Consider the following 26,099-nt stretch of genomic DNA (forward strand, 5'->3'; position numbering starts at 1 on the left):
TAGAGCGTCGTGCGATGAAGCCAGTCGTTAACAGGGAGAAACGGCATCGTGCAGATCGTTCACAGCATCGAGGAGCTGCGCAAGGCGCTTGAACCGTTGCGCAGGCAGGGCAAGCGCATTGGCCTTGTGCCCACCATGGGGTATCTGCACAAGGGACATCTTGAACTGGTGCGCCGGGCGCGGGATGAAAACGATGTGAGCGTGGTGTCGATCTTCGTCAACCCGCTGCAATTCGGCGCTAATGAAGATCTTGCCCGATATCCCCGCGATCTGGAACGTGACTCCACGCTTTTGCGCGATGCGCATGTTGATTTTATCTTTGCGCCCTCCGTCAGTGACATGTATCCGCGCCCGATGCTGACCGTGGTCGATGTGCCGAAACTGGGAAGCCGTCTGGAAGGCGAGGCGCGGCCTGGCCACTTTGCAGGCGTTGCGACGGTGGTCAGCAAGCTTTTCAACATCGTCGGACCTGATGCCGCCTATTTCGGGGAAAAGGATTTTCAGCAACTCGTCATCATCCGCCGCATGGCGGACGACATGGCGATTCCAGTGCGTGTGGTTGGTGTCGAAACTGTGCGCGAAGCCGACGATCTCGCCTGTTCATCGCGTAATGTCTATCTTACGCCGGAAGAACGGGTTGCAGCGCGCATTGTACCAAAAGCCCTTGATGAGGCAGAGCGGCTGCATCGTTCAGGTGTCAGGGATCCTGAACAGTTTGAAGAAGCGCTGCGGCGCTTTATCTCAACAGAACCGCTTGCGAAAGCCGAAGTCGTCGCGGTTTGCGATCCAGAAACACTAGAACGTGTAAAAGAAGAAGGCCCAATGCTTGTCGCTCTGTTCGTGCGCTTCGGCACCACGCGGCTTCTCGATAATCGCGTTGTCGGAAAGGTTTGATCATGAGTGCTGCGGTTCAACAAAAGCGGATGACGCCAAGGGCTATTGCTGCCCTCAAGGGCGAGCGCCCGATTGTCAGCCTGACTGCCTACACCACGCCGATTGCGCGGCTGCTTGATCAGCATTGCGACCTGCTGCTGGTGGGCGATTCGCTCGGCATGGTGCTTTATGGCATGGATTCGACCCTTGCCGTCACGCTTGAGATGATGATCGCCCACGGACAGGCGGTGATGCGCGGTACGCGCAATGCCTGCATCATCGTTGATATGCCGTTTGGTTCTTATCAGGAATCCAAGGAACAGGCGTTTCGCAATGCGGCGCGCATCATGGCCGAGACCGGCTGCGATGGCGTGAAGCTAGAAGGCGGTGCGGAAATGGCCGAGACTGTGGCGTTTCTCGTTCAGCGCGGCATTCCTGTATTTGGTCATATCGGTCTGATGCCGCAACAGGTCAATACGGTTGGCGGGTTTCGTTCGCTTGGCCGTAATGATGACGAAGCTGCACGCATCCGCCGCGATGCAAAGGCGATCACGGATGCAGGCGCGTTTGCACTGGTGATCGAAGGCACGCTGGAACCGCTCGCGCGCGAAATCACTGCAGCCCTTGCCATCCCCACGATCGGTATCGGCGCGTCAGCTGGTTGTGACGGGCAGATATTGGTATCGGACGACATGTTGGGGCTGTTCGAGGATTTCACACCGCGTTTCGTCAAACGCTTTGCGCATCTTGCGCCCCAGATTTCCGATGCGGCGAGTGCCTATGCGCAAGAGGTTCACGCACGGACATTTCCGGGGCCGGAACATGTGTTTGCGCCAAAACCAAAAAATTAGACGGTGAAATCTCCACCGCAGCGCGGGTAGCGCCTTGTCTTTATTCGTCAATCGCGTTCAATGACGGGAATGTTTTCCGGAGTGGCCGTGACCGACGATATTGCTCATACTGAACTGATTGCCGTGCTGGTTTCTGTAACCGGTGAACAGCCCCGTGTCATGACGGTGACGCATGGGCAATCACAGATCCGGGCGCTGCCCTCCGGTCCGTTTGAGACGGAGCATCGCTCGCTGCAATCGGGCCTGCGCGCATGGGTGCAGGCGGAAACGGCGCATCCGATTGGCTATCTGGAGCAGCTTTATACTTTTGCCGACCGTGACCGGCATCCGCAGGGCGAGCGCATCATTTCGATCAGTTATCTCGGCCTTGTTCATGAAAGCGATGCGGGATCAGGGCAGGCGGAGTGGCGCGGTTGGTATGACTATCTGCCGTGGGAAGATCATCGACAGGGTGAGCCTGCGATCATGGAGCACCTCAACAACGCGCTCCTTGTCTGGGCGCATCGCGCCGACACGAGGGCGCTGACGGCGCAGCGCCTGAGCCGCATTGCGTTTAATTTCGGTTTCGATGACGGGGAGCGCAGCGGACGCTGGAACGAGGATCTTGTTTTGCAGCGTTATGAGCTGCTTTATGAGGCGGGGCTTGTGGCAGAGGCGGGCATGACCGAAGACGAGAACGGTCGCGCCATGTTTGCCGATCACCGCCGCATTCTTGCAACCGCCATTGCGCGGCTGCGTGCCAAGATCAAATACCGCCCGGTCGTCTTTGAACTGATGCCTGAAAGTTTTACCCTGCTGCAATTGCAACGCACCGTCGAGGCGCTTGCTGGTTTGCGGCTGCACAAACAGAATTTCCGCCGCCTGATCGAGCAGCAGGATCTTGTCGAGGAAACCGGCGAGAGCGACAGCGAAACCGGTGGACGCCCGGCAAAACTATTCCGTTTTCGCTATTCCATCGTTGAGGAGCGCGCCCTTTCCGAACGCCATATGAGCGGAACCAAACTCCCTATTTCCCGCGATTGACTATATACTCGAATCGAGTATAACTTCGCAACCTTGATATGCTCTTTATGAGCATAAATGATTGTGGAGGTCAGTATGAACGAGCATGTCAGCCTATCGGGGCTCTATGACCGGGTGTCGAGCGTTATGCCGCGCGCGCAATGGCTGGGTTTCGAGGATGACGTTGCGGCGATCCTGCGTCTCAAGGAAGAGCGCAATGCCGTCATTCTGGCGCACAATTACCAGACCCCGGAAATCTTTCATTGTGTGGCTGATATTGTGGGCGACAGTCTGGCGCTGGCGCGAAAGGCAGCGGAAGTCGATGTCGACGTGATCGTGCTTGCTGGCGTGCATTTTATGGCCGAGACGGCCAAGCTGCTCAACCCCGGCAAGACCGTGCTGATCCCCGATATGGCGGCGGGCTGCTCCTTGGCGGATTCGATCACGCCCGAGGATATCGCGCTTTTGCGGCAAGCGCATCCGGGTGTGCCGATCATCACCTATGTCAACACATCGGCGGCAGTGAAGGCGGCATCCGACATCTGCTGCACCTCCGGCAATGCGAAGAAAGTGGTGGAATCGCTTGGCGTGCCGCGTGTGCTGATGATCCCGGACGAGTATCTTGCGCAAAATATTGCGCGTGAAACCGATGTCGAAATCCTCGCATGGCACGGACACTGCGAAGTCCATGAGCGCTTTACGCCCGATGATATTCGCGAATTGCGCGATGCGCATCCAGGCGTCATTGTTCTGGCGCATCCTGAATGCCCGCCGGAGGTGGTCGAAGTTGCCGATTTCGCCGGTTCAACGGCGCATATGTCGGACTATGTCGGCGCAAAAAAGCCGCAGCGCGTCGTGTTGCTTACCGAATGTTCGATGAGCGACAATGTGGCTGTTGATCATCCCGATGTGGAATTCATCCGGCCCTGCAATCTCTGCCCGCATATGAAGCGCATCACCCTTGCCAATATTCGTGAGGCGCTGGAGCAAAACCGCCATGCGGTGACAATTGACCCAGCAATCATGGAACCTGCGCGTCGTGCCGTCGAGCGGATGCTGGCCATATGAGCGACAGGCCGGTTCTCATCATCGGCAGCGGTGTTGCCGGACTGATGACGGCGCTCACCCTTGCGCCGCAGCCTGTCCAGCTGGTCACGGCAGGGACTCTCGGTCAGTCTGGTTCCAGCGCATTGGCGCAAGGTGGCATCGCCGCAAGTCTTGGGTTCCAAGATAGTCCGGCACAGCATCTTTCAGACACGCTTATGGCTGGTGACGGGCTTTGCGACAGGGGTGTGGCCGCAGACATTATCGGCGCATCGCCTGAGATCATTGCGGCGCTCGAAAGCCATGGCGTGCATTTCGACCGTAAGGCGGACGGCTCCTATGCGCTGGGTCTTGAAGCAGCCCATGGTCGTCATCGCATCGTTCATGTCGATGGCGATGCGACGGGTGCGGGCATCATGCGGGTACTTACACAAAAAGTATGGGCGGCGCCTAGCATTACGGTGATGGAAAACACCCTTGCCGTTGATCTCGTCAAACAGGACGGTCATGTGGTTGGCGCATGGTTGGAGGCAGTTGGATTTTTTACAGCCCGTGCCGTTGTGCTGGCGACAGGTGGCATGGGCGGACTTTATGCGGCGACAACCACGCCGCCCGGCAATCTGGGGCAGGGGGCCGCACTGGCCGGACGTGCGGGTGCAGTGCTTGCCGATATGGAGTTCATGCAGTTTCACCCGACCGCTTTGGCGGTCGATCTGCCGCGCCTGCCGCTGATCAGCGAAGCGGTGCGCGGCGAGGGCGCCATCCTCGTCAATCAGCACGGCCAACGTTTCATGGCCGATGTTGCGGGACAGGAGCTCGCGCCACGCGATGTTGTGGCACGCGCCATCGGCGCTGAAATTGCCCAAGGCAACAGAGTTTTTCTTGATGCGCGTGCAGCGCTCGGCAAGAACTTTACAAAGCGCTTTCCGGCAATCGATCATTTGTGCAAGGCGCATGGTTTTGATCCCGCCCATGACATGATCCCCGTGCGACCCGCCGCGCATTATCATATGGGCGGGGTCAGGGCGGATGCGTATGGCCGCACCAGTCTGCCTGGTCTCTGGGCGGTGGGCGAAGCAGCCGCAACCGGGCTGCATGGCGCAAACCGCCTTGCCAGCAATTCACTGCTCGAAGCAGCTTTCATGGGGCTTCGTGCCGCTCGCATGATTGCAGGAGAAGGCGCGGTCACCGCGCCGCTTCGTGGCTTTGGTTTTCGGCCACGCACTGCCAATTTGGCACTCATCCGCAGCGTGGTTTCCCGCCACCTTGGGCTTTTGCGCGATGCGGAAAGCTTGCGCTTGGCAATTTCCACGCTTCTGGCTTCGGCCAACAATGACGATGCCGCAGCTGTGGCGCTTGTGGCAGCCGTTGCAGCATTCGAGCGGTGCGAAACGCGCGGTGCCCATGCGCGGATTGACTATCCGCAGAAAAATGCCACGGCCCTGCGCAGTCACCTCACAATTGAAACCGCTTTCGCAAAGGCATGTGACATTGCTGCTTGCGAACGCCTGTCACGGAGCGCCTGATGAACCTGCCTCGCCTTTCTCCGCTTGTTATCGAACCTCTAGTCCGGGCGACGATTCTTGAAGATCTGGGTCTTGCGGGCGATATCACCAGCCATGCGGTGGTGCCGGAGGGTCATCGCTCGGCCATGCTGTTCACCTTGCGTGAGCCGGGTGTGGTTGCAGGCCTTGATGTCGCAGAAAGCGCCTTCCGGCAGGTTGATCCTGATCTGCGCTTTGAACGCGTTGCGCGCGATGGCGCAATGCTGGAGGCGGGCGCGGTGATTGCGCGTGTTGCAGGGGCTTCGCGGTCCATTCTGGCGGGCGAACGCACGGCGCTTAATTTTCTCGGGCTTTTGTCAGGCGTTGCCACTGCCACTGCCGGACTGGTCGAGGCCGTCAAAGGCACAAAGGCTTCGATCGTTTGCACGCGCAAGACCGTGCCGGGCCTGCGTGCCTTGCAAAAATATGCAGTGAGGGCAGGCGGCGGCATGAACCATCGCTTTGCGCTTTATGATGCGGTGCTGATCAAGGATAATCATATTGCGGTTGCAGGCAGTGTGCGCAAAGCCATCACGCAGGCAAAAACCAATGCCGGGCATATGGTGAAAATCGAGGTAGAAGTTGACACATTTGAGCAATTGCGTGAGGCACTGGAGGTGGGCGTCGATGTAGTGCTTCTAGATAATATGTCGCCAGAGCGTCTGCGCGAGGCCGTTGCCATCATCGATGGTCGCGCCATTGCGGAGGCATCCGGCGGCATCACGCCACAAACGGTGGCAGAAGTTGCTAAAAGCGGGGTTGACCTTATTTCAGTGGGCTGGATCACCCACAGCGCACCCAATCTCGATATCGGACTGGATTTTGAGTTTTGAGCAATGAAAAGGGGGCGGAGAGCCCCCTCTTGATGATCCTCTAAAGGCATTACTTCTCGACAAATGCCTTTTCGATAACGAATTCACCGGCCTGGCTCTGACTGCCTTCTTCAAGGCCGAGGCCTTCGAGAATCTGGCGCATGTCGGCCAGCATTTCGGGGCTACCGCATAGCATCATGCGGTCGGCTTCCTTGTTGAATTTCGGCAAGCCGAGATCCTCGAAAATCTTGCCCGAGGTGACGAGATCGGTGACACGGCCCTTGTTGCGGAATTCCTCACGCGTCACCGTCGGATAATAAACAAGTTTTTCGCGTACCATCTCACCCAGGAACTCGTCTTCCGGCAGTTCCTTGGTGATGAGATCGGCATAGGCAAGCTCGTTCACTTCGCGCACACCATGCACGAGGATGATCTTCTTGTAGCGCTCATAGGCCTCGATATCGCGGATGATCGACAGGAAGGGTGCCAAGCCGGTGCCGGTGGCAAGCAGCCACAGACTGTCGCCGGGAATGAGATTATCATAGAGAAGCGTTCCGACCGGCTTCTTGCCGACAATGAGCTTGTCGCCGACTTTGAGATGCTGGAGGCGTGAGGTCAGCGGTCCGTCCTGCACCTTGATCGAGAAGAACTCGAGCTGGTCGTCATAGACGCTGGAAGCCACCGAATAGGCACGCAGAAGCGGCTTGCCGTTGACTTCCAGCCCGATCATGACGAACTGGCCGCTCTGGAAGCGAAAACCCTGATCACGCGTGGCGCGGAATGAAAACAGCCTGTCGGTCCAGTGGTGAACGTCCAGAATGGTTTCCTCGTAGAAATTGCTGCTCATCTTGGAAATTGTCTCTGTCTCGCTTTGCACGGTATCCGCCTCATACGAAGCGAATGTCTTGGTCGCAATCATCGTCAATCATGGGGGGGATCGCGTCAGGCTGCCTCGTCTCAATCGCGCATCTGCTCTATCCGTCAAACAGCCTGCACATGGGTGGCTTCCGCGACTTCGTGATTAGCTGGCGGGGGCGAAAAACCGTCCCACGCCAAGCTGGCGATTACGGACATGGGAATAATCCTTCTATCTCCTGACTTCAAGAGCTAATCAGGCGCATTAGCCGCGCACTTAATGGGAAATCGAGACTAGCCTCAAGCAACCATTTTCCAATCACTGCCCCTTTTGGGGTATGTTGTGCCACTCAGCGCGCGCTTCTGATGAGGGCGATTGCAGAAATGAGCGCAATCGTCGACATGGCGGCGAAAACGATGAATAGCCAGAGTGCGGCATTGGCCGTACCGGCAAAACCGCCGGGATTGCTTAAACCCGCAAGATTGGCCACCATGCCCGCTGACGCGGCCCCCATGGCCGTGGTGAAAAGCTGCACGGTGGTGAGTGAAGCCGAGGCCAGATTCTGGTCGGCTTTGTCGGCGCGTTTAAAAATGCGGGTCAGAAGATGCGGCCATGTCATGCCGACGCCAAGGCCTACCAGCACCATGGCAAGACATATCGGCAAAAGATCGCTCCAATGGCCAGCACTTCCCATTGGCACCAGCATGGCAAGGGTGGTCATGCCGACAATGCCCATGATGGGGGCAGCAATTATGATGCGATTGACACGTGCAGCCGTCACCCCCGACGCACTGATGGAGCCGAGTGTCCAGCCCGCACCCATGATCGCAGCAAGATAGCCTGCCACCAGCGGCGACTGGTTGTGCAGAACCTGAAAGAACAACGGTGTGAAAACTTCGGAACTGGTGACAGACGCGCCAAGAAAACTCATCGTGAGATAGAGGGCGCCAAGGCGGCGGATGTTGAATGACCCGGCAGGCAGAATGCGCTGTGAGGCTCGCTGTTCAACAAGGAAAAGCAGCAGCAGCACCGCGAAAGCCAGAAGTAAGCCTGCAATGTTCCATATGGGCGCGGAAGAAAGACTGGCTGCTGAAACGATAAGCACGGCAGCGGTCAAGAGAATGAGTTGCGGCCATGCCAGCCGGTCTTTGGTTTCCGTTTCGCCCGCGCTTTTGGGCAGGATGAGAGTGGCCATGATCGCGAAAATGCCGATCACTGGCACCAGCGACCAGAAGGCGGCGCGCCATACACCGAGTTCGGCAAAAATGCCACCGATGGCCGGACCCACCAGTGTGGCAACACCCCACATGCCCGAGACGAGTGCAATGGCACGCGGCCACAGCGCCTCGGGAAAGACAATGCGGATCATCGCATAAGAAAGCGCCAGCATCATGCCGCCGCCCAATCCCTGAACTGTGCGCCCGCCAAGCATGACAGGCATGGATGGTGCCAGCCCGCATATCAGCGTCCCTGTGGCAAAGATGATGGCCGCCAGCAGATAGGCATTGCGCGGACCCATTTGCGAAAGAAGCTTTGGCACCAGCGCCGAGCCGAGGATGGAGGCGGCCACAAAAAGCGCCGTGTTCCAGGCGTAATAATCCATGCCACCAATATCGGCGACAACGGTCGGTAATATGGTCGTTGCAATGAAAACATTGATGGCGTGAAGGGCGACGCCGCCCACCAGCGTTAACGAGCGGATTGCGTTTTTGCCCGCAAACAATTCTCCCCAGCCTGCTGTCGCAGTCGTGGTCGGAATATCATTCTGCATTTTTCTCTTGGTCCTATCCCGCATTTCAGAGGCAAGTTGATGCTTGCTGTCCGCACGCGCTATTCTCCCTATAGGATGCTTTTCTGGACATGAAAATGGGGCGAAGGGATAAGTAACGCCAATATGAACAGGCATGATCAAGCTTGGTATCCGGGAATTTTCATAAAATGGCCGCGCCAGATTTGTGTTTCTGTCACAAGCTTCCTATAAGCCTGTCTTGATAATGGCTTTCAAAGCCTGACCCCCGCGCCCGAAAGCCTTGCTGGCACGGGGCCGATTTTCCCGAACACGCCGGAACGTTCATGATTGAGACGCCCTATTACCTGATCGACAAGACGAAGCTGAAGCGCAACATGGAAAAGATCGCCTATGCGCGCGAGACATCCGGCGCAAAAGCGCTGCTGGCGCTCAAATGTTTTGCCACATGGTCTGTGTTCGATTTCATGCGCGAATATATGGACGGCACCACATCATCATCGCTCAATGAGGTGCGACTGGGACACGAGAAATTCGGAGGCGAAACCCACGCCTATAGCGTTGCTTACGCGGATAGTGAAATCGACAATGTAATTTCGCATGCCGACAAGATCATCTTCAATTCCATCAGCCAGCTGACCCGCTTTGCCGACAAGGCGTCAGGTATCAAGTGCGGGCTTCGGCTTAATCCCGGTGTTTCGACATCGAGTTTCGATCTCGCCGATCCGGCGCGACCGTTCAGCCGGTTGGGCGAATGGGACGTGGAAAAGATCGAAACAGTCATGGAGCGGATTTCCGGTTTCATGATCCATAACAATTGTGAAAACGCCGATTTCGGCCTGTTCGATCAGGTCTTGACCGATATCGAACAAAAGTTCGGCAGCCTGCTCACCCGTGTGGAATGGGTGAGCCTCGGCGGCGGTATTCATTTTACCGGCGATGATTACCCGCTCGATGATTTTTGTGCGCGGCTGAAAGCCTTTTCGGAAAAATTCGGCGTACAGGTCTATCTGGAGCCAGGCGAAGCGTCGATCACCAAAACCACGACGCTGGAAGTCACCGTGCTCGACACGCTCTATAATGGCAAGAATCTTGCCATTGTCGACAGTTCCATCGAAGCCCATATGCTCGATTTGCTGATTTATCGCGAGAGCGCAAAGATGGCGCCGAATGATGGTGAGCATCGTATTATGGTCTGCGGCAAATCCTGCCTTGCCGGCGATATTTTTGGCGAATTCAATTTCGAACAAGAATTGAAAGTCGGCGACCGGCTCTCGTTTGAGGATGCGGCCGGTTATACGATGGTCAAGAAAAACTGGTTCAATGGCGTGAAAATGCCATCAATTGCCGTGCGTGAACTCGACGGCACGATCAAGCTTATCCGTGATTTTGATTATGCGGATTTTGAAGCGGCTCTTTCCTGAGCCGGAGTGAAAACATGAAAATGCGGGAAACCGCTGGAAGAGGAAGCATCGACAGAAAATGAAGAAGAACATTCTCATTATCGGCGCCGGGGGCGTTGCACAGGTTGTCGCGCACAAAGCTGCGCAGAACTCTGACCTATTGGGTGATATCCATATTGCGTCCCGCACGGTTGAGAAATGCCGCAAGATTATCGAGAGCGTGCGCGAGAAGAACAGTCTCAAGACAGAGGTAAAACTCGAAGCGCATGCATTGGACGCCATGGATGTTGAGGCCACGAAGGCACTGATCCAAAAAACCGGCGTTCAGATCGTCATCAATGTCGGCTCGGCCTTCCTCAATATGTCGGTCTTAAGAGCCTGTATCGATACGGGCGTTGCCTATCTGGATACAGCGATCCACGAAGATCCAAAGAAGATCTGCGAGACGCCGCCATGGTACGGCAATTACGAATGGAAGCATCTCGAAGAGTGCAGAGAGAAGGGCATTACCGCCATTCTGGGCGTGGGCTTTGATCCGGGCGTGGTTAACGCCTATGCACGTCTGGCAGCCGATGATTATCTTGATGAGGTAAAATCCATCGATATCGTCGATATCAATGCTGGGAGCCACGGTAAGTGGTTTGCGACCAATTTCGACCCGGAAATCAATTTTCGCGAATTCACCGGCACCGTCTATTCCTGGCAAAACGGTCAATGGCAGTCGAACAAGATGTTCGAGATCGGCCAGACCTTTGACCTGCCGGTGGTGGGGCCCAGCAAGGCCTATATGACCGGCCATGACGAGGTGCATTCGCTTTCCAAGAATTACCCCCATGCCGATGTGCGTTTCTGGATGGGTTTTGGCGACCACTATATCAATGTCTTTACGGTGCTGAACAATCTCGGCCTTCTGTCCGAACAGCCCGTGAAGACAGCGGAAGGGCTGGAAGTCGTTCCGCTGAAAGTCGTCAAGGCTGTATTGCCGGATCCCGCTTCACTTGCACCCGATTACGAGGGCAAGACCTGCATTGGCGATATCGTCAAGGGGGTGAAGGACGGCAAGGAAAGCGAAGTCTTCATCTATAATGTCGCCGATCACAAGCAAGCCTATGAGGAAGTAGGAAGCCAAGGTATTTCCTATACCGCAGGTGTTCCGCCTGTCGCAGCCGCCATCCTGATCGCTTCCGGCGAATGGGATGCAAAGTGCATGGTCAATGTGGAGGAGCTCAACCCAAAACCGTTCCTGCATATCCTGAACCAGATCGGCCTGCCTTCGCGCATCAAGGATGAGAAGGGCGACCGGGCTCTCGATTTTTCGTGATGGTATAGCATTCCTACATGAAAAGCCCCGCTTTTGCGGGGTTTTTTTGTTAGCACCTTATAGATGCCTTTGACTTGGGAGTGCATGAGTTCCGGAAAGGGTTTTTAATGCGTCGCTCGGATGGAGGTTGTCATGAAAAAATATGTCATGCCTTTGATTATTGGTGCCGTATTCTTAAACAGTGTGGGAGCCTATGCCAAAGTTGTCCCGGCTTCTGCTCCGATGAGTTATCCAATATCAGCGCCTGCGGGCGGCCATGCCCCAAAAATCCTGAAAGTTTTGTCGCAGGGAAATAAGAAGCCCATGGTCGCACCGCTGGGCGCTTTTTGTGGCTTTGATGATTCCGATACCTGTTTAATCTATTGCTATGTTTGCACCTTATGTAGTGCTCCCGGGGAGAAAGACCGGTGGTCTGGTGAAGACTGTCACGCGCCACAGCAATGATTGCTGTCCTTTTCGTACCTGCGTTGGGAGCTGCAGTGAGATACATTGGGTGTTAATCTGATCCGGTTGGTTCGTGCGCATCGGTGGTGTTTTCCGTCTCGATTGCCGAAACCAGATTATGCAGATAGCCATGAAGCCGTGCCATGCCCCGCTGATTGGTCGGGAGAGGCACATCGAGCGCGCGCACATCCTTTGGAAGCAGACCAAAGCGGTTCTTGAAATGATGGGAAAAGCGTGAATTATCAGAAAACCCGTAACGGTAGAGCGCAACCTTGTTCGGCTGGTCGGCAGTTCGCTTGTCGGTGAGAAACTGAAATGCTAGATCCAGACGATGATCGCGGATGAACTTGGCGATGCCGCCCTCCTGCTCGAACAACCGGTAGAGGTTCGACCGCGAAACACCAAAATGCTTCATGATGGATTGTGCATCAAGCTCACTGTCCTCGATACTGGCGTAAATATAGTCGATAATCCGCAGCTTCAACGGCAGGTTGACGGCTGCATCGTTGATGATATCGGAATTGTCCTCGCCGTTTATGGCTGAGGCAAGAAGCGTCAGGAAGGCTTCCTGTGCTGCTGGAATATAGTTTTCATCGATATCAGTCTGCACATTGCTGATGCCGATCATGTAATTGGCGAGGATATGGGTGATTGGCCGGTGATGGCTCAGTACCACTCCGTGGATGTTGCGGTTGGGAACAAGGCGCTGGATATGCGCCCGGTCGATCGCGATGCAAAGACGGGCACCTGCTTCGACCTGCCCGGTACTGGGCTGGGACAGGTCATGGATGATGATGTCGCCCGGCTCTAAGGAAACGTCTGCCCCATTGTAATCGCCCTGTGAAGTGCCTGACAGCGCCAGACCGATGGTGAGGAAATCAAGTCCGGAATGGGTAATGATCGAGCGTGTGCGGGCAAAATTCTGGCTGTTGAAACCAACCGTTCCGATCATCATCGGTCCGAGAAGATGCGAATCTCCTCTTCCGGTCAGGCCTTTCTCTCTCGGGGAAACATTATAAATAAGAATGGAAGTATCGCGCCAGAAATCGTCGCGATTTTTTTCATCAACCATGTCCGTTGAAAAAGATATATCCGTTTCCATTGTAATATTAGCCCCCGCGACTTATTCAATTCATTTTGTTTTATATAACTCCAATTAGCTAGAGATATTTTAGCAATATAGAATAAATCTGAACTGAAGAGCTTAATCGCAGGGTGTAGGGCATAGTCCGACCGGAAAGAAAAGAGGGGCGATAAGATTATGCTTTAAAAAGGGGTTGAGATGCACCGATTTGATCCAATCAGATCGAAGTACGTTCTAAAGTCGGGCTGGAGGCGGCAGAGTTTCGATAGCAGGGTTTAAGAAAGGTTGGGCCAGGTATCCGACAGGCGATAGCCGCCCGCAAACGGATCGCCCGGATCCAGCATGAGCTGCGATGTTCCCGTCACCCACGCACGCCCGGAAATAATCGGACTGATGGCGGGCTTTCCGCAGAGCTCCAGCACCCGGTCAAGTCGGCAATGAAACGCGGTGCCGAGAACGGATTTGCCGATGAAGCGCTCGCCTTCTTTCATCTGACCTTTTGCGTAAAGCACGGCCATACGCGCAGAACAGCCGGTTCCGGTTGGTGAACGATCCAGTTTGGCCGGGCGGATGGCGACAGTATTCACGCCGGTCAGGACGTCGTTCTCTCGTATGACCGGCTCGGTGATCTGGCAAAACGAAATATGGTTCCAGTCCTTTTGCGGATGGCGAAAGCCGAGTTGTTCATTTGCGGCCTTAGTGATCTTTACGCCGATTTCAGCCAGTTCGCGTGCCTGGTCCGGCTTTATCGTCATGCCGATTTGGCTTGCATCAACAATAACAAAGCTATCGCCGCCATAAGCGGTATCAACGGTAAACGTGCCCAGTCCCTCCACCTCAAGCGTCGCATCAAGCCGGTCGGCGAAGGAGGGTACGTTGCGCACATGGATGCGCTCGGCCTTTCCATTACGGCATTCGGCTTCCACTTCGATGATGCCGCCAGGCGCTTCGAGAGCCATGCGCGTTACCGGCTCCTTCATGGGGATTATGCCACTATCAAGAAGAACCGTCGAAACACAGATCGAGTTTGAGCCGGACATGGGCGGTGTATCGGCAGGCTCCATGATAATGAAGCCCATTTGTGCACGCGGGTCTTTGGGCGGCACCAGCAGGTTGACATGCCGGAACACACCGCCGCGCGGCTCATTAAGAACAAAGTTGCGCAAAGTCTCGTCGCGGGCGATGAAACGCGACTGCTCCCAGAGTGTGTCGCCAGGAGGCGGTGCGACACCACCGACTATCACATCGCCGACTTCGCCTTCGGCATGGCAGCCGATCACATGAATGAGCTTGCTGCTGCGCATGGCGTTCCTCGTGAAATGAAGTATTCCTCATTGGTAGACAGTTTCGGAGCGCGGTCAATAAAGCTGCTGACAGAAAATGCAGTTGTGCGACACGTCAGAAGACGAACACCTGATTGCGCAATGAGTTGCTTCTCCAGCTAGGTCTGCTATCCATTGGATATTGTTTGTGCAGATTGATGCGCAATTCATCACGATTAAGTTTCTGGAACTTGTAACGTTCACAATCGACATTGAGTATCTCGAAGAAAGCCCGGAATACGATCGTTCATGCGATGATCGTTCCAGGCTAATATGCGTGACTTCGGTGTTTCGGCGTGTGATTTGGCTATGGCTTACCCGCAGATTGCCGGGATAGCCCGAAAGTGGGCCAAGGGAGTAGAATGTGGTTGATACACTGGCGACAGGCTTTCAGGAGCCGTATCCGCACGGCGTAAAGCGCTGGAAGCGGGAAATAACAACCGCGCTGAAACTCGGCTGGCCGCTCATTCTGACCAATCTTTCGCAGGCAGCCCTGACCGCTACCGATGTGATTTTCATTGGCCGCCTCGGCAAGGAAACACTGGCCTCGGCACTTTTGACCACAAGTTTTTATCATACGATGATGATTTTCTCGATGGGGCTTGTTTCAGCCACTATGCCGATGATCGCCATAGCCCTTGGCCGCAACCGGCATTCGGTCCGCGACGTGCGGCGCACCGTGCGTCAGGGGTTATGGTCGGCGATTATCATCTCCATTCCGCTATGGCTGATCCTTTGGCACTGCGAGACGATCTTTCTATTTCTGGGGCAGGAGCCTTCTGTCGCTGCCCGTTCGACTGACTTCATGCATACGTTGCAATGGGCGCTTCTTCCTTATCTTTTCTACGTCGTGCTACGCTCGTTTTTTGCCGCGATGGAAAAACCAATGTGGACGCTTTTGGTGGCCGCTCTCGCCATTGGCTTCAACGCTCTTGCTGGCTGGACACTTATTTTCGGTCATTTCGGCTTTCCACGTATGGAACTGCACGGGGCCGGCATCGCCACGACACTTTCAAGCACGATGATGTTTTTGGGTATGGCCTTCATTACCGTGCGTCATCGCCGTTTCCGCCGTTATCGCCTGTTCGGGCGCTTTTGGCGGGCCGACTGGCCGCGGTTCATCGAGCTTTGGCGCATTGGCTTTCCTATGGCACTGACCTTCGCTTTCGAAACCTCAATTTTCTACGCTGCCGTGGTGATGATGGGCTATATCAGCTCGACTGCGATGGCCGCACATGCGGTGGCGATCCAGGTGGCATCGCTTAGTTTCATGGTGCCGCTGGGCTTTGGGCAGGTGGCCACAGTGCGTGTCGGGCGCGCCTATGGCCGTGGTGATGCGCATGGCGTCGCCTATGCGGGCTGGAGTGCCTATGCGCTCGGTGTGGGTTTCATGGGGCTGATGGGGCTGTTGATGCTCCTCATTCCGCGTCTGTTCATTGGGGTGTTTCTCGACCTGAAGGATCCCGATAATTTTGCGGTTGTCGAATTGGCGGCGACGTTTCTGGCGCTGGTAGCCTTGTTTCAGACGGTGGACGGGGCGCAGGCTGTGGCAGCCGGTATGCTGCGGGGCCTCAGGGACACACGTGTTCCGATGCTTCTGGCCTTGCTCGGTTATTGGGGCGTAGGCTTGCCGTTTGGCGCGCTTCTGGCCTTTCAGTTCGGTATGCAAGGCAAAGGCATATGGCTTGGTCTTGCTGCCGGGCTTGGGATGGTGGCGGTGCTGATGACGTTGCGTTGGCGCAGGCATCTGGCACACATAAAAAATACGCTCTGATAAAAGAAATGCCGCGTAGCGCGATGCTACGCGGCCAAGTCGCATGTTGCGGATATCATACCGTATCCGCGAAAGGTCGAAGCTTATTTCGTCAGCGCGACGATGCGGTCGAGTGCTGCACCGAAACCCTTGAGCGATATCTTGAAGGCGACCGGCTGGCTCGGATTGAGTGCAGTTGTTGTGACGTTCAGGTTTTGAGCGCCCTTGAGAGCAGCGACCTGCTTGGTATCGAAGCTGACCGGAGCCAGACAACCCTGCGGCAAGCAGGTGGAGAAGGTGAGGGCTGGCCCGGCAGCCTCATCGATCGTGAGGTTGGCGCCCTTGGCGAGATCAAGACCGAAAGGCATAAGGATAACGCCATCGACCTTGCCTGCCACGTTGCGCAGTTCGGCGGTCAAAACGCGCTGGCCGGTCTGTGTACTACTCTGTTCCTGGCGGATCGCACAGGTCGTCACTTCTTTTTGCGACTGGCAGGAGACGGTCCAGTCTTCAAAAGTTTCCTGCAGTGTGCTGGCACCGCCCGGAAGAGGGGCTGCAATTGTGGAAAAGCTGAAAAGGCTTGTAAATACGGCTGCAAGGCCGAGGCTATGATAAGTGTTCATAAAACAGTCTCTATTGAATGTTGCCCGGTCATTCCGCCTTGGCGGATATGACGCCCAGACTATTCTTGATCACAAAATAGGACACTCTTCAATAGCAATGTATTTTCACTTTATAAGATATTATTAGATTCAGAGAGTTATATATCCGGGGTTATTTATTTGAGCGATACTTTTAGAATATTCATATAAAGACATTTTGTCCGTAGCTTACGCCGTATCCTGTCGGAACCACGCCGTCACCGCTTCGCTCCGGTTTCTTGCATCGCGGCATCGATAAACGCTAAAAAGCGGCAAACAGGAAATGAATAGAAATGACCAAGCTTCTCATCCGTGGCCGTGTGCTGACCTTTGTCGATGAACCGCAAAGTCTGGATGACAATCAATCCTATCATTATATCGAAGATGGTGGCGTGCTCGTGGATCAAGGCCGCATCGTGCGCCTGGGCGATTACGCCAAAGTGCGCGGCGAAGCTGGCGTAGACGTGAAAGTGGATGACCATCGTCCGCATCTCATCCTGCCGGGTTTTATCGATACGCATATCCATTATCCGCAGACGCAGGTCGTGGCATCCTATGCGGCCAATCTGCTGGAATGGCTCAACACCTATACATTCGTCGCCGAGCAGAAATTTGCAGACGAACAGCACGCCGAATTCATTGCCGAGCGTTTTCTCGACGAGTTGATCCGCCATGGCACGACGACGGCGGTCGCCTATTGCTCGGTGCACGCCCAAAGCGCGGATGCCTATTTCCGCGCTTCACACCATCGCGGCATGAGAATGCTGGGCGGCAAGGTGATGATGGATCGCAATGCGCCACCCGCACTTTGCGACACGGCACAGTCAGGTTATGACGATACAAAGGCGCTGATTGCTCGCTGGCATGGCAAGGACCGGCTTGATTATGTGATCAGCCCACGCTTTGCCATTACCTCGACGCCCGCGCAGATGGAGGCGAGTGCGGTGCTGGCCCGTGAACATCCCGACTGTTATATCCAGACGCATCTGTCGGAAAATCACGACGAGATCGCCTTCACCAGATCACTTTATCCTGAGGCGCCGGATTATCTCGGCATTTACGAGCATTACGGGCTTCTGGGCGACAAGACGCTGCTCGGCCATTCGATCCATCTGGAAGATCGCGAAGTGGGCGTGATGGCCGAAACGGGTGCTGTGGCTGTATTCTGCCCGACTTCCAATCTCTTTCTGGGTTCCGGCCTTTTTGACCGTGACCGCTTGCAAGCAGCCGGTGTTCGGATGGCGGTGGCAACCGATATTGGCGGCGGTACCAGCTTTTCGATGCTGCGCACGCTCGATGAGGGTTACAAGGTGCTGCAACTGCGCGGGCAAAGGCTCAATCCGTTGCAGTCCTTTTATATGATGACGCTCGGCAATGCCCGTGCGCTCTCGATGCAGGATAAGATCGGCACGCTCGATGAAGGATCGGAAGCCGATCTGGTGGTGCTTGATTCATCCGCCACCTCTGCGATGCGGCTTCGTATGGCAGCCGGTGCCAGCCTTGCGCAGGAATTGTTCCTCTTGCAGACGCTGGGGGATGATCGCGCGGTGGTCGAAACCTATGTCGCTGGAAAAGCATCGAAAAGCGTCTTGGCCTGACGGTTGGTTTGAGGCATGGTGCGCGCGCCGGGAGCAAGAGGAGAAGCGCGTGCCAGCTATAACCAATCCAAAAGCCTTTCTGACCAGCCTGTTTGAAGCAGCCGTTGCCGCTGCCGATCCCGAACGTGTCATCCGCGATAATCTGCCGGAAAAGCCGAAAGGCCGCGTGATCGTGATCGGCGCGGGCAAGGGGTCTGCACAGATGGCAGCGGCATTCGAGAAGGCCTGGGCTGAAAAATATGACGACGCGCCGCTCGAAGGCGTGGTGGTGACACGCTATGGCTATGCCTGTGCCTGTAAGCATATCGAAATCATCGAAGCCGCGCATCCGGTGCCGGACGAGGCTGGGCTTGCCGCCACAAAGCGTTTGTTTGAAGCCGTTTTGGATTTGAGCGAGGACGATCTGGTGGTGGCGCTTGTTTCCGGCGGCGGCTCGGCATTGCTGCCATCGCCGCCCGAAGGGCTGACGCTCGACGATGAGATTGCCGTCAACAAGGCGCTATTGGCTTCTGGCGCTCCCATCTCGGCAATGAATGCGGTGCGAAAACATCTTTCCACCATCAAGGGCGGCAGGCTTGCAGCAAGTGCTTATCCCGCAAAAGTGTTTTCGCTGGTGGTGTCGGATATTCCCGGTGACAATCCGGCCTTTGTCGCTTCCGGTCCGACCGTGCCGGATGCGACCAGCCGCGACGATGCGCTGAAAATCATCGAACGCTATCGGCTGGAATTGCCGCAAGGCGTACTCGCCCATATCAAAAGCGAGAGCGCGCACGCGCCAAAGCCGGGTGATACTGTTTTTGTCAACAATGAAGTGCGGGTGATTGCCTCCGCTGCCGTATCGCTGGAGGCAGCTGCGCGTGCAGCAAGCGCCCACGGTGTGGAGGCCATAATCCTGTCGGATGCAATCGAAGGCGAAGCACGCGAAGTTGCGCATGTTCATGCGGCCATTGCCCGCGAAGTGGCAAGCCGTAACCGTCCATTTAAAAAGCCCGTGGTGATCCTGTCGGGCGGCGAAACCACCGTCACGATCAAGGCGAAAGGCGGCAAGGGCGGGCGCAACAGCGAGTTTTTGCTGTCCTTTGCGCTCGATATTGATGGCTATGACAATATTCATGCGCTCGCTGCCGACACTGACGGCATTGACGGGTCGGAAGACAATGCCGGGGCGTTTGCCGATGGCAGCAGCGTTTTTCGGCTGCAACAGGCGGGCGAGGATGGCGCGGCGCGGCTCAATGCCAATGACGCGTGGACGGCATTTGCGGCCATCGGTGATCTGTTCGTGCCGGGTCCGACCGGCACCAATGTCAACGATCTGCGGGCTGTTCTTGTGACGGAGTAGCGTCGGAAATCGGTCGCGCCTCGTCATCGAGCAGGATACGGTTCGCGGCCCCGTCGAGATCGTCATACTGCCCGTTTTTCAGTGACCACAGAAAACCGGCCAGTCCAAGTACGCCAAGCCCAAGCGCTATGGGAATGAGGAACAGAAGCCCACTCATTTATGCGCTTCTTTCATGACGCCAATGGATGTCGCGTTAATTACGGCCTGCTGCTTGTTCTGCTTTCCGGCCTTGAGCCTTAGAGCGTTGCTTACCACCACAATGGAGGACAGCGACATTGAAAGGGCAGCAACCAGCGGCGTCACATAGCCAAAAATCGCAATCGGCACGGCGATAATGTTATAACCAATGGAGAGCGCGAAATTCTGCCGAATGAGCTTGCCGGCCTCTTTGGAGACGGCAAAGGCGAGCGGTACGGCCGAAAGGCTTGTGCGCAGGAAGACGAAATCGGCGGCATTGCGCCCGATATCGGCGGCCGTTGCCGGTGCCATGGAGACATGGGCTGCAACGAGCGCAGGCGCGTCATTCAGGCCGTCACCGACCATCAGCACCTTGCGGCCTTCACTTGTCAATTCCTGCACCAGTTGCGATTTGTCGGCAGGCAGAACCTCGCTGCGATAATCCGCAACACCAAGGTAATCTGCGAGTTTTGCCACCGCAGGCTTTTTGTCGCCGGAAATAATGCTGAGCTTGATGCCGTCTTTCTTCAGGCTGGCAATGGCGTTGGCGGCATCTTCGCGCGGGCTGTCCTCGAAACGGAAGGTTTCAAGCAATTGCCCGTCAAGCGACAGGCACGTTTCAGGACCATCGGTTGGCTGAGCCCCGGTGGTTGTCGCCCAGTCGCGCTTGCCCAGCCGATAGACTTGGCCCGAAAATTCCGCCTCGATACCTGCTCCGGGGATTTCCTCGATGCGGGTGAAAGCGGTCATCGGCTTGGTGCCGGAAAAAAATGCGAGCGCACGAGAAAGCGGATGGCGCGAATAAAGCGAGAGTTCGGCGGCGATTTCGAGATGATGCGGGTCGATGTGGTCCGTATCGATAAGACGCGGCTGGCCGAGCGTCAGCGTTCCGGTCTTGTCAAAAATGGCGGTGTCGATTTCGGACATGCGTTCCATGGCCGAGCCGTCCTTGATCATAATGCCGTTTTCAAACAGGCGGCGCGCGGCGACCACCTGAACGATTGGAACAGCCAGTGCCAGCGCACAGGGGCAGGTGATGATCAGCGTACAGATCGCGATATAGATCGAGCGATACCAGTCGCCGCCCGTATAGACCATCCAGCCGATAAAGGCGAGAAACGCCATTGAATGCACCATCGGCACATAGAGCTCCGATGCGCGGTCGGCAATGCGCTGATGATAGGCGCGTCCGCTTTCCGCGACATCCATGAGACGCACCATTTCAGCAAGGAAAGAATCCTTTGCTTCGGCGGCAGCGCGAATGACGAGCGGTGTGGAGAGATTGAGCGTTCCGGCGCGAATATCCGAACCGGGACCGACTGGCACGGCATCGCTTTCGCCCGAGGCTATGGCGCAATCGAGTTCCGAGCGGCCGTCCTCGACCTTGGCATCGACTGGCACGCGCTCGCCTGCTGCTAGAATGATGCGCATGCCGGGACGAATTTCATTGACCGGCAGATAATTGCGCTCGTCATCCTCGCCAATCACAACGGCACCGCGGGGGCTTAATTGAGCAAGTCCGCGCACGGCGGAGCGGGCACGCGCACGCATCAGGTAATCGAGCGTGCGTCCAATCAGCAGGAAGAACAGAAGCGACACGGAAGCATCGAAATAGGCATGCTCGCCATGGTTCAGCGTCTCATAGACGCTCATCGCAAAGGCCAGCGAAATTGCGAGCGCAATCGGCACATCCATATTGACGCGGCGCGCGCGCAGCGCATTCCATGCCGAGACATAAAAAATGCGGCCCGAATAGATCAGCGTGGGTAGTGCGATCAGGCCGGAAATCCAGTGGAACATGTCGCGGGTCGCAGCATCAGCACCGGACCAGACGGCCACCGAAAGCAGCATCACATTGCTGGATGCGAAGGCTGCAACGCCAAGCGCAATCAGAAGTCGCGTGAAGGCGGGGTCTTTTTCCTGTAGATTGTCGAAAATATGCGCCTCATAGCCGAGCCTACGCAGCGGGTCGATGACATCGGGCGGCGTTTCACCGTCCTTCCAGCGGATGGTGACACGGCGTGCCGTGAGATTGACGCGGACGTACGCAACGCCTGCAATCTGGCTCAACCCATCCTCGATGGTCTTGATGCACAAGCCGCAATGCACGGCAGGAACGGAGAGATCGAGCTGTCGCAGACCATCCCCAAGGCTACGGCTGGCGATTAGCATCTCGTCGGATGAAACAGTGCCGAGAACTGTAGCGATCTGGGCACTTTCAACGCAGCAGCTCATAAAATCCTCCCGTCCTTGACCAGAACGCGGATGATGTGGCGATAAGGATCATCAAGACCGGCGGCAGCCCCGATATCAGCATTCACTTCCATGATCCATGCGCCTTCGCCCAGTTGAAGCGGTGCGGTCAGCATGCCGGGTTCGCCGGTTACAAGTGTTGCCTTCGTGTCATGGGCGTCGCCGACCGGGCGCTTGAATTCGACCGTGCCGCCGGTGACAGCCACCGGCTTACCATCGCTGTCATGCAACCGCCAGACGAAGACGCCTTGTGCAAGCGTCGGCTTCGACTGCCAGTTGAGTGCGGCCTGCTCTTTGCCGGTCTCGGCCTTTTCGTTGAATTCCTGACTGGCGACATAGGTGTTCTTCACCACGAAGCCGCTCCAGGTACTGACCGCATTATAGGCCATGATCAGGTTGACGGTGATGATAATGCCGAAGAAGACCACCATGATGGCCAGCATGTGCCAGCCGGTGAAGGTGCCTGCGGTTTTCGATTTAACTGTCATAGCTTTCACCTTCTCTTATCGACGTTCAGGGGCCATGAAGGTGGCCTTGTAGCGGGCATGTTCCGAACCATTGGCGTCGCGAACTTCTATTTCGTAATCTCTGCGCGGTTCGGCAATGGCATCACGCGGCAATGTGACGAAGACGCGCAAGGTCTTGAGCCGGTCAGGCTCAACCGGAACATCGTAATCGCCGTCGGCTTCCGATGCTTCATCCTGCACGGTCAGCTTTGCACCCGGCAGGCCTTCAATCGACAGACGGAAGGTACGCGGTTCGGGGATCATGTTCAACAGCTTGACCGTATAGCCGTTGCGGATCGAACCGTCCGACAAAAGCACATATTGCGGTGTGCGGTCATGCAGCACATTGATGCCGATGCGCTGGCGCGTCGAGACTGAAATCACCAGTGTGACACCGATCAGCGCCCAGACGATGAAATAGAACAGGCTGCGTGGGCGCAGTACCTTTTTCCACTGAAGGTTTTCGACCTTGTCGGAGAACTTATTGGGCGCTTCATAGACACGGGAGGGCTGGATTGACGTCGCGCCATTATCGGTGGCGAGCGCCATATTGGCGTTATAATCGGCGAGCGTCGCATAGGAGATGAGGCCACGCGGCTTTCCGATCTTGTCCATCACCGAGTTGCAAGCATCGATGCACAACGCACAGGTGATGCATTCAAGCTGCTGGCCATCGCGAATGTCGATGCCCATCGGGCATGCGGCAACGCAGGCATTGCAATCCACGCAATCGCCCACGGTTTCACCAAGAGCCGCTGCCTTCTTGGCGTGACGCGAACGCGGCTCACCGCGCCAGTCATTATAGGTCACGGTCAGCGAGTTTTCATCGAGCATGGCTGCCTGAATGCGCGGCCACGGACACATATAAGTGCAGACCTGTTCGCGCATCAGCCCGCCGAATGTGTAGGTCGTGGCGGTGAGGATCGCGACCGTCATATAGGCAATCGTCGGCGCCTGTCCGGTGACGAAATCCATGAGCAGGCTGGGCGCATCGGCAAAATAGAAAATCCACGCGCCGCCGGTCAGTACGCCGATCACCACCCAGATCGAGTGCTTTGTCACGCGTTTCCAGATTTTGTCGAAGGTATAGGGTGCCTTGTCGAGCTTCATGCGTGCGTTGCGGTCGCCTTCGATGGCGCGCTCGACAACCAGATAAAGATCGACCCAGACGGTCTGTGGGCAGGTATAGCCGCACCATGCCCGGCCCGCCACCGAAGTGGCGAGAAACAGCCCGAGACCTGCCATGATCAGAAGACCCGCGACGTAATAGAATTCCTGCGGCCAGATTTCGATGAAGAAGAAGTAGAAGCGGCGGTTGGCCAGATCAATCAGCACTGCCTGATCGGGCGCATAGGGACCGCGATCCCAGCGCAGCCATGGCGTGAGATAATAGATGCCCAGCGTGATTGCCATGATGAGCCATTTGAAGCGGCGAAATTCGCCCTGCACACGCTTGGGAAAGATTTTTACCCGTGCCGCGTAGAGCGCTTGCCGGGTCTTGGGGGAATTGACTGCCTGAGCATCAATGCGCTCGACATCGTCTGACATAGTCTTGCTCCTGAGCCTTGCGTTAAACGCACGGCCTGATGGGTCGCCGATCGGCCGTGACCGGCTGCCGTAAACCCCGGCCCCGATAAAGGGGCCAGGGACTTTTTATATCAAGGCGGCTCCGATGCTATTGCATCACACCTTGAAAATGTTCAGTCGCCACATGGACTTAAACCAAGTTGAAATGAGACATGCTCATCTCAACTTGGCTTTATTCACCGCCGCCCAGAGAGTGGACGAAGATCGCGAGCTGCTTGACGGTTGTGTCACCCAGCCGCGTTTCCCATGCGGGCATCACGCCGTGTTTTGGGTGGGCCACCTGACGCGCAATGGCATCTTCGCCCGAACCGTAGAACCAGATGGCGTCGGTGAGGTTAGGTGCGCCGAACTCACGCAGCCCCTTGGCATCCTCGCCGTGGCAGACCGCGCAGTTTTCAGCAAAAACCTGCTTGCCCGCCGGTACCATCGCTGCATCGCGTGGTGTGCCCGAAAGGCTCACCACATAGGCGCTCACGTCGCGTATCTCCTGCGGTTCCAGTACATCGGCAAAAGCCGGCATTTCGGAAACGCGCGTGTCAGCGTCGTCATTGGAGCGCACGCCGTGCTGGATCGTCAGGAGGATGTCGTCAACCGAACCGCCCCACAGCCAGTCGTCATCATTGAGGTTCGGATAGCCGGGAGCGCCTTGTGCACCAACGCCGTGGCACTGGACGCAATTGACGCGGAAGGCAGCCGCGCCGCCTGCGATCGCATATTGGCGCAGATTTTCATCGGCCATGATCTGATGCACGTCTTTTGCCTTGATCTGGTCGAGAATATTCTGGCGTCCGGCGGCGATCTCAGAGTTCTCCTGCCAGAATTCGCCGCGGCTCGACCAGCCGAGGAGACCTGCCGTGGAGCTGGAGATCAGCGGCCACGCCGGATAGGCAATCACATAGGCGAGCGCCCAGAAAACGGTAGCGTAATAGGTCCATAACCACCAACGCGGCATGGGATTGTCGAGTTCCTTGATGCCGTCCCATTCGTGGCCGGTTGTGGCAACGCCGCTGACTTCATCAATTTGCTTGTCAGTCATTTTCTTCGTCCTTGAATGGGATGTTCTTGGCATCATCGGCCAGTCCTTTGCTTCCCGGACGGAAAGCATAAAGGACTGCTGCGATGACGAAGATCACCATGGCCAGGAGGCCCCAGCTATCGGCGAAAGTGCGCAAGGTCGTGTAATCCATTGCTTTTCCTCCGCTTTAACGCGCCTTGGGCGACTGGTCATAGGTGGAGAAGTCGACCAGCGTGCCGAGCATCTGGAGATAGGCGATCAGTGCGTCCATCTCCGAGATCATATGCGGGTTGCCGTCGAAGTCGCCTGTACGCGCTTTGGGATAACGCTCCTCAATGCCCGATGTATCGGCATCCGGCGTTGCCTGAGCCTGGAGATCGGCAAGAGCATTGTCGATCATTTCCTGCGTATAGGGTACGCCCACCGCTACATTGGCCTTGAGGTTTGCCGCAATATTGCTGGCTTCAAGCGGGCGATCACGCAGGAAGCCGTAGTTCGGCATGACCGATTCCGGGACCACGTCGCGCGGGCGCACCAGATGCTGCACGTGCCATTCATTGGAATAGCGGCCACCAACACGTGCAAGGTCCGGCCCTGTGCGCTTGGAACCCCACTGGAACGAATGGTCATACATGGATTCGGCTGCGAGGCTGTAATGACCATAGCGTTCCACCTCGTCGCGGAACGGGCGGATCATCTGGCTGTGGCAAAGGTAGCAGCCTTCGCGCACATAGACGTCACGGCCCGCCAGTTCCAGCGGCGAATAGGGGCGCATGCCTTCAACTTTCTCGATGGTATTTTCGAGATAGAAGAGCGGTGCGATTTCAACGATACCGCCAACGGTCACCACGGCAAGCGAGGCGATCAGCAGGAGCGTTGCGTTTTTCTCCAGTTTGGAGTGTTTCTTCAAGATAGACATAAATCACA

24 protein-coding genes are annotated in these 26,099 nt (G+C 56.3%); 12 read left to right on the forward strand and 12 right to left on the reverse strand.

Features of this window, described 5'->3' with window-relative positions:
• Positions 1-48 precede the first annotated feature (48 nt).
• From panC to nadC, 6 genes are all read left to right on the forward strand, one after another.
• Entirely contained in the window at positions 49-894 is an 846-nt protein-coding gene (gene panC / locus AAIB41_RS00420; RefSeq protein ID WP_343313598.1) for a pantoate--beta-alanine ligase, read from the forward strand.
• Between the two features lie 2 nt (positions 895-896).
• Positions 897-1,724 carry a 3-methyl-2-oxobutanoate hydroxymethyltransferase gene (panB, locus tag AAIB41_RS00425; protein ID WP_343313600.1) on the forward strand — a complete coding sequence of 276 codons (828 nt, stop codon included), beginning with the start codon at positions 897-899 and terminating at the stop codon, positions 1,722-1,724.
• Between the two features lie 60 nt (positions 1,725-1,784).
• The gene (locus AAIB41_RS00430; RefSeq protein WP_343313602.1) at positions 1,785-2,747 is read left to right on the forward strand and encodes a hypothetical protein; all 963 of its coding nucleotides are present in this window, start codon (positions 1,785-1,787) and stop codon (positions 2,745-2,747) included.
• A 75-nt stretch (positions 2,748-2,822) separates the two neighbouring features.
• Entirely contained in the window at positions 2,823-3,794 is a 972-nt protein-coding gene (gene nadA / locus AAIB41_RS00435; RefSeq protein WP_343313604.1) for a quinolinate synthase NadA, read from the forward strand.
• Entirely contained in the window at positions 3,791-5,296 is a 1,506-nt protein-coding gene (locus AAIB41_RS00440) for an L-aspartate oxidase (RefSeq protein WP_343313606.1), read from the forward strand. The genes nadA and AAIB41_RS00440 overlap by 4 nt, the downstream gene beginning before the upstream one ends.
• A complete protein-coding gene (nadC, locus tag AAIB41_RS00445) occupies positions 5,296-6,147 on the forward strand; it encodes a carboxylating nicotinate-nucleotide diphosphorylase (RefSeq protein ID WP_343313608.1) in 852 nt (283 codons plus the stop codon). The genes AAIB41_RS00440 and nadC overlap by 1 nt, the downstream gene beginning before the upstream one ends.
• A gap of 49 nt (positions 6,148-6,196) precedes the next feature.
• On the opposite strand, the gene AAIB41_RS00450 is transcribed toward nadC, so the two are convergent.
• Positions 6,197-6,973, reverse strand: coding sequence for a ferredoxin--NADP reductase (locus AAIB41_RS00450; protein ID WP_343314757.1), 777 nt, complete (start codon positions 6,971-6,973; stop codon positions 6,197-6,199).
• A gap of 358 nt (positions 6,974-7,331) precedes the next feature.
• Positions 7,332-8,753 (reverse strand): MFS transporter, encoded by a 1,422-nt coding sequence (locus AAIB41_RS00455; protein ID WP_343313610.1) that lies wholly within the window; start codon positions 8,751-8,753, stop codon positions 7,332-7,334.
• A gap of 302 nt (positions 8,754-9,055) precedes the next feature.
• Between AAIB41_RS00455 and nspC the strand changes: the two genes are divergently transcribed.
• The 3 genes from nspC (at position 9,056) to AAIB41_RS00470 (ending at position 11,897) form a co-directional block, all read left to right on the forward strand.
• Positions 9,056-10,153, forward strand: a complete 1,098-nt coding sequence (gene nspC, locus AAIB41_RS00460; RefSeq protein ID WP_343313612.1) for a carboxynorspermidine decarboxylase — start codon at positions 9,056-9,058, stop codon at positions 10,151-10,153.
• A 58-nt stretch (positions 10,154-10,211) separates the two neighbouring features.
• Positions 10,212-11,453 (forward strand): saccharopine dehydrogenase family protein, encoded by a 1,242-nt coding sequence (locus AAIB41_RS00465; protein WP_343313614.1) that lies wholly within the window; start codon positions 10,212-10,214, stop codon positions 11,451-11,453.
• A gap of 132 nt (positions 11,454-11,585) precedes the next feature.
• Entirely contained in the window at positions 11,586-11,897 is a 312-nt protein-coding gene (locus AAIB41_RS00470) for a hypothetical protein (protein ID WP_343313616.1), read from the forward strand.
• Between the two features lie 52 nt (positions 11,898-11,949).
• On the opposite strand, the gene AAIB41_RS00475 is transcribed toward AAIB41_RS00470, so the two are convergent.
• Both AAIB41_RS00475 and AAIB41_RS00480 read right to left on the reverse strand, forming a co-directional pair.
• Positions 11,950-12,999: a helix-turn-helix domain-containing protein gene (locus AAIB41_RS00475; protein WP_343313618.1), complete on the reverse strand. Its 1,050-nt coding sequence runs from the start codon at positions 12,997-12,999 to the stop codon at positions 11,950-11,952.
• Between the two features lie 257 nt (positions 13,000-13,256).
• Positions 13,257-14,285, reverse strand: a complete 1,029-nt coding sequence (locus AAIB41_RS00480) for a 4-hydroxyproline epimerase (protein WP_343313620.1) — start codon at positions 14,283-14,285, stop codon at positions 13,257-13,259.
• Between the two features lie 382 nt (positions 14,286-14,667).
• Here AAIB41_RS00480 and AAIB41_RS00485 point away from each other — a divergent pair, with 382 nt between their 5' ends.
• On the forward strand, positions 14,668-16,077 hold the full coding sequence (locus AAIB41_RS00485) for an MATE family efflux transporter (RefSeq protein ID WP_343313622.1): 1,410 nt from the start codon (positions 14,668-14,670) through the stop codon (positions 16,075-16,077).
• A gap of 83 nt (positions 16,078-16,160) precedes the next feature.
• Here the strand turns inward: AAIB41_RS00485 and AAIB41_RS00490 are convergent, their stop codons facing one another.
• Positions 16,161-16,679, reverse strand: coding sequence for an invasion associated locus B family protein (locus AAIB41_RS00490; protein ID WP_343313624.1), 519 nt, complete (start codon positions 16,677-16,679; stop codon positions 16,161-16,163).
• Positions 16,680-16,990: 311 nt separating this feature from the next.
• Here AAIB41_RS00490 and guaD point away from each other — a divergent pair, with 311 nt between their 5' ends.
• On the forward strand, positions 16,991-18,295 hold the full coding sequence (gene guaD, locus AAIB41_RS00495; protein ID WP_343313627.1) for a guanine deaminase: 1,305 nt from the start codon (positions 16,991-16,993) through the stop codon (positions 18,293-18,295).
• 49 nt (positions 18,296-18,344) lie between these two features.
• Positions 18,345-19,634, forward strand: coding sequence for a glycerate kinase (locus tag AAIB41_RS00500; RefSeq protein ID WP_343313629.1), 1,290 nt, complete (start codon positions 18,345-18,347; stop codon positions 19,632-19,634).
• On the opposite strand, the gene ccoS is transcribed toward AAIB41_RS00500, so the two are convergent.
• The 7 genes from ccoS to ccoO form a co-directional block, all read right to left on the reverse strand.
• Positions 19,600-19,791: a cbb3-type cytochrome oxidase assembly protein CcoS gene (gene ccoS / locus AAIB41_RS00505; protein WP_343313631.1), complete on the reverse strand. Its 192-nt coding sequence runs from the start codon at positions 19,789-19,791 to the stop codon at positions 19,600-19,602. The genes AAIB41_RS00500 and ccoS overlap by 35 nt on opposite strands.
• Entirely contained in the window at positions 19,788-22,046 is a 2,259-nt protein-coding gene (locus AAIB41_RS00510) for a cation-translocating P-type ATPase (RefSeq protein ID WP_343313633.1), read from the reverse strand. The genes ccoS and AAIB41_RS00510 overlap by 4 nt, the downstream gene beginning before the upstream one ends.
• Positions 22,043-22,552: a FixH family protein gene (locus AAIB41_RS00515; RefSeq protein ID WP_343313635.1), complete on the reverse strand. Its 510-nt coding sequence runs from the start codon at positions 22,550-22,552 to the stop codon at positions 22,043-22,045. The genes AAIB41_RS00510 and AAIB41_RS00515 overlap by 4 nt, the downstream gene beginning before the upstream one ends.
• Positions 22,553-22,567: 15 nt before the next feature.
• Complete coding sequence (gene ccoG / locus AAIB41_RS00520) at positions 22,568-24,118, reverse strand: cytochrome c oxidase accessory protein CcoG (RefSeq protein ID WP_343313637.1); 1,551 nt, start codon at positions 24,116-24,118, stop codon at positions 22,568-22,570.
• Positions 24,119-24,329: 211 nt separating this feature from the next.
• Entirely contained in the window at positions 24,330-25,193 is an 864-nt protein-coding gene (gene ccoP, locus AAIB41_RS00525; protein ID WP_343313639.1) for a cytochrome-c oxidase, cbb3-type subunit III, read from the reverse strand.
• Positions 25,186-25,344, reverse strand: a complete 159-nt coding sequence (locus AAIB41_RS00530; protein WP_343313641.1) for a cbb3-type cytochrome c oxidase subunit 3 — start codon at positions 25,342-25,344, stop codon at positions 25,186-25,188. The genes ccoP and AAIB41_RS00530 overlap by 8 nt, the downstream gene beginning before the upstream one ends.
• A 15-nt stretch (positions 25,345-25,359) precedes the next feature.
• Complete coding sequence (gene ccoO, locus AAIB41_RS00535; RefSeq protein WP_343313643.1) at positions 25,360-26,091, reverse strand: cytochrome-c oxidase, cbb3-type subunit II; 732 nt, start codon at positions 26,089-26,091, stop codon at positions 25,360-25,362.
• Between the last annotated feature and the right edge of the window lie 8 nt (positions 26,092-26,099).

This window comes from Brucella sp. BE17 (assembly GCF_039545455.1).
Lineage (GTDB): Bacteria > Pseudomonadota > Alphaproteobacteria > Rhizobiales > Rhizobiaceae > Brucella.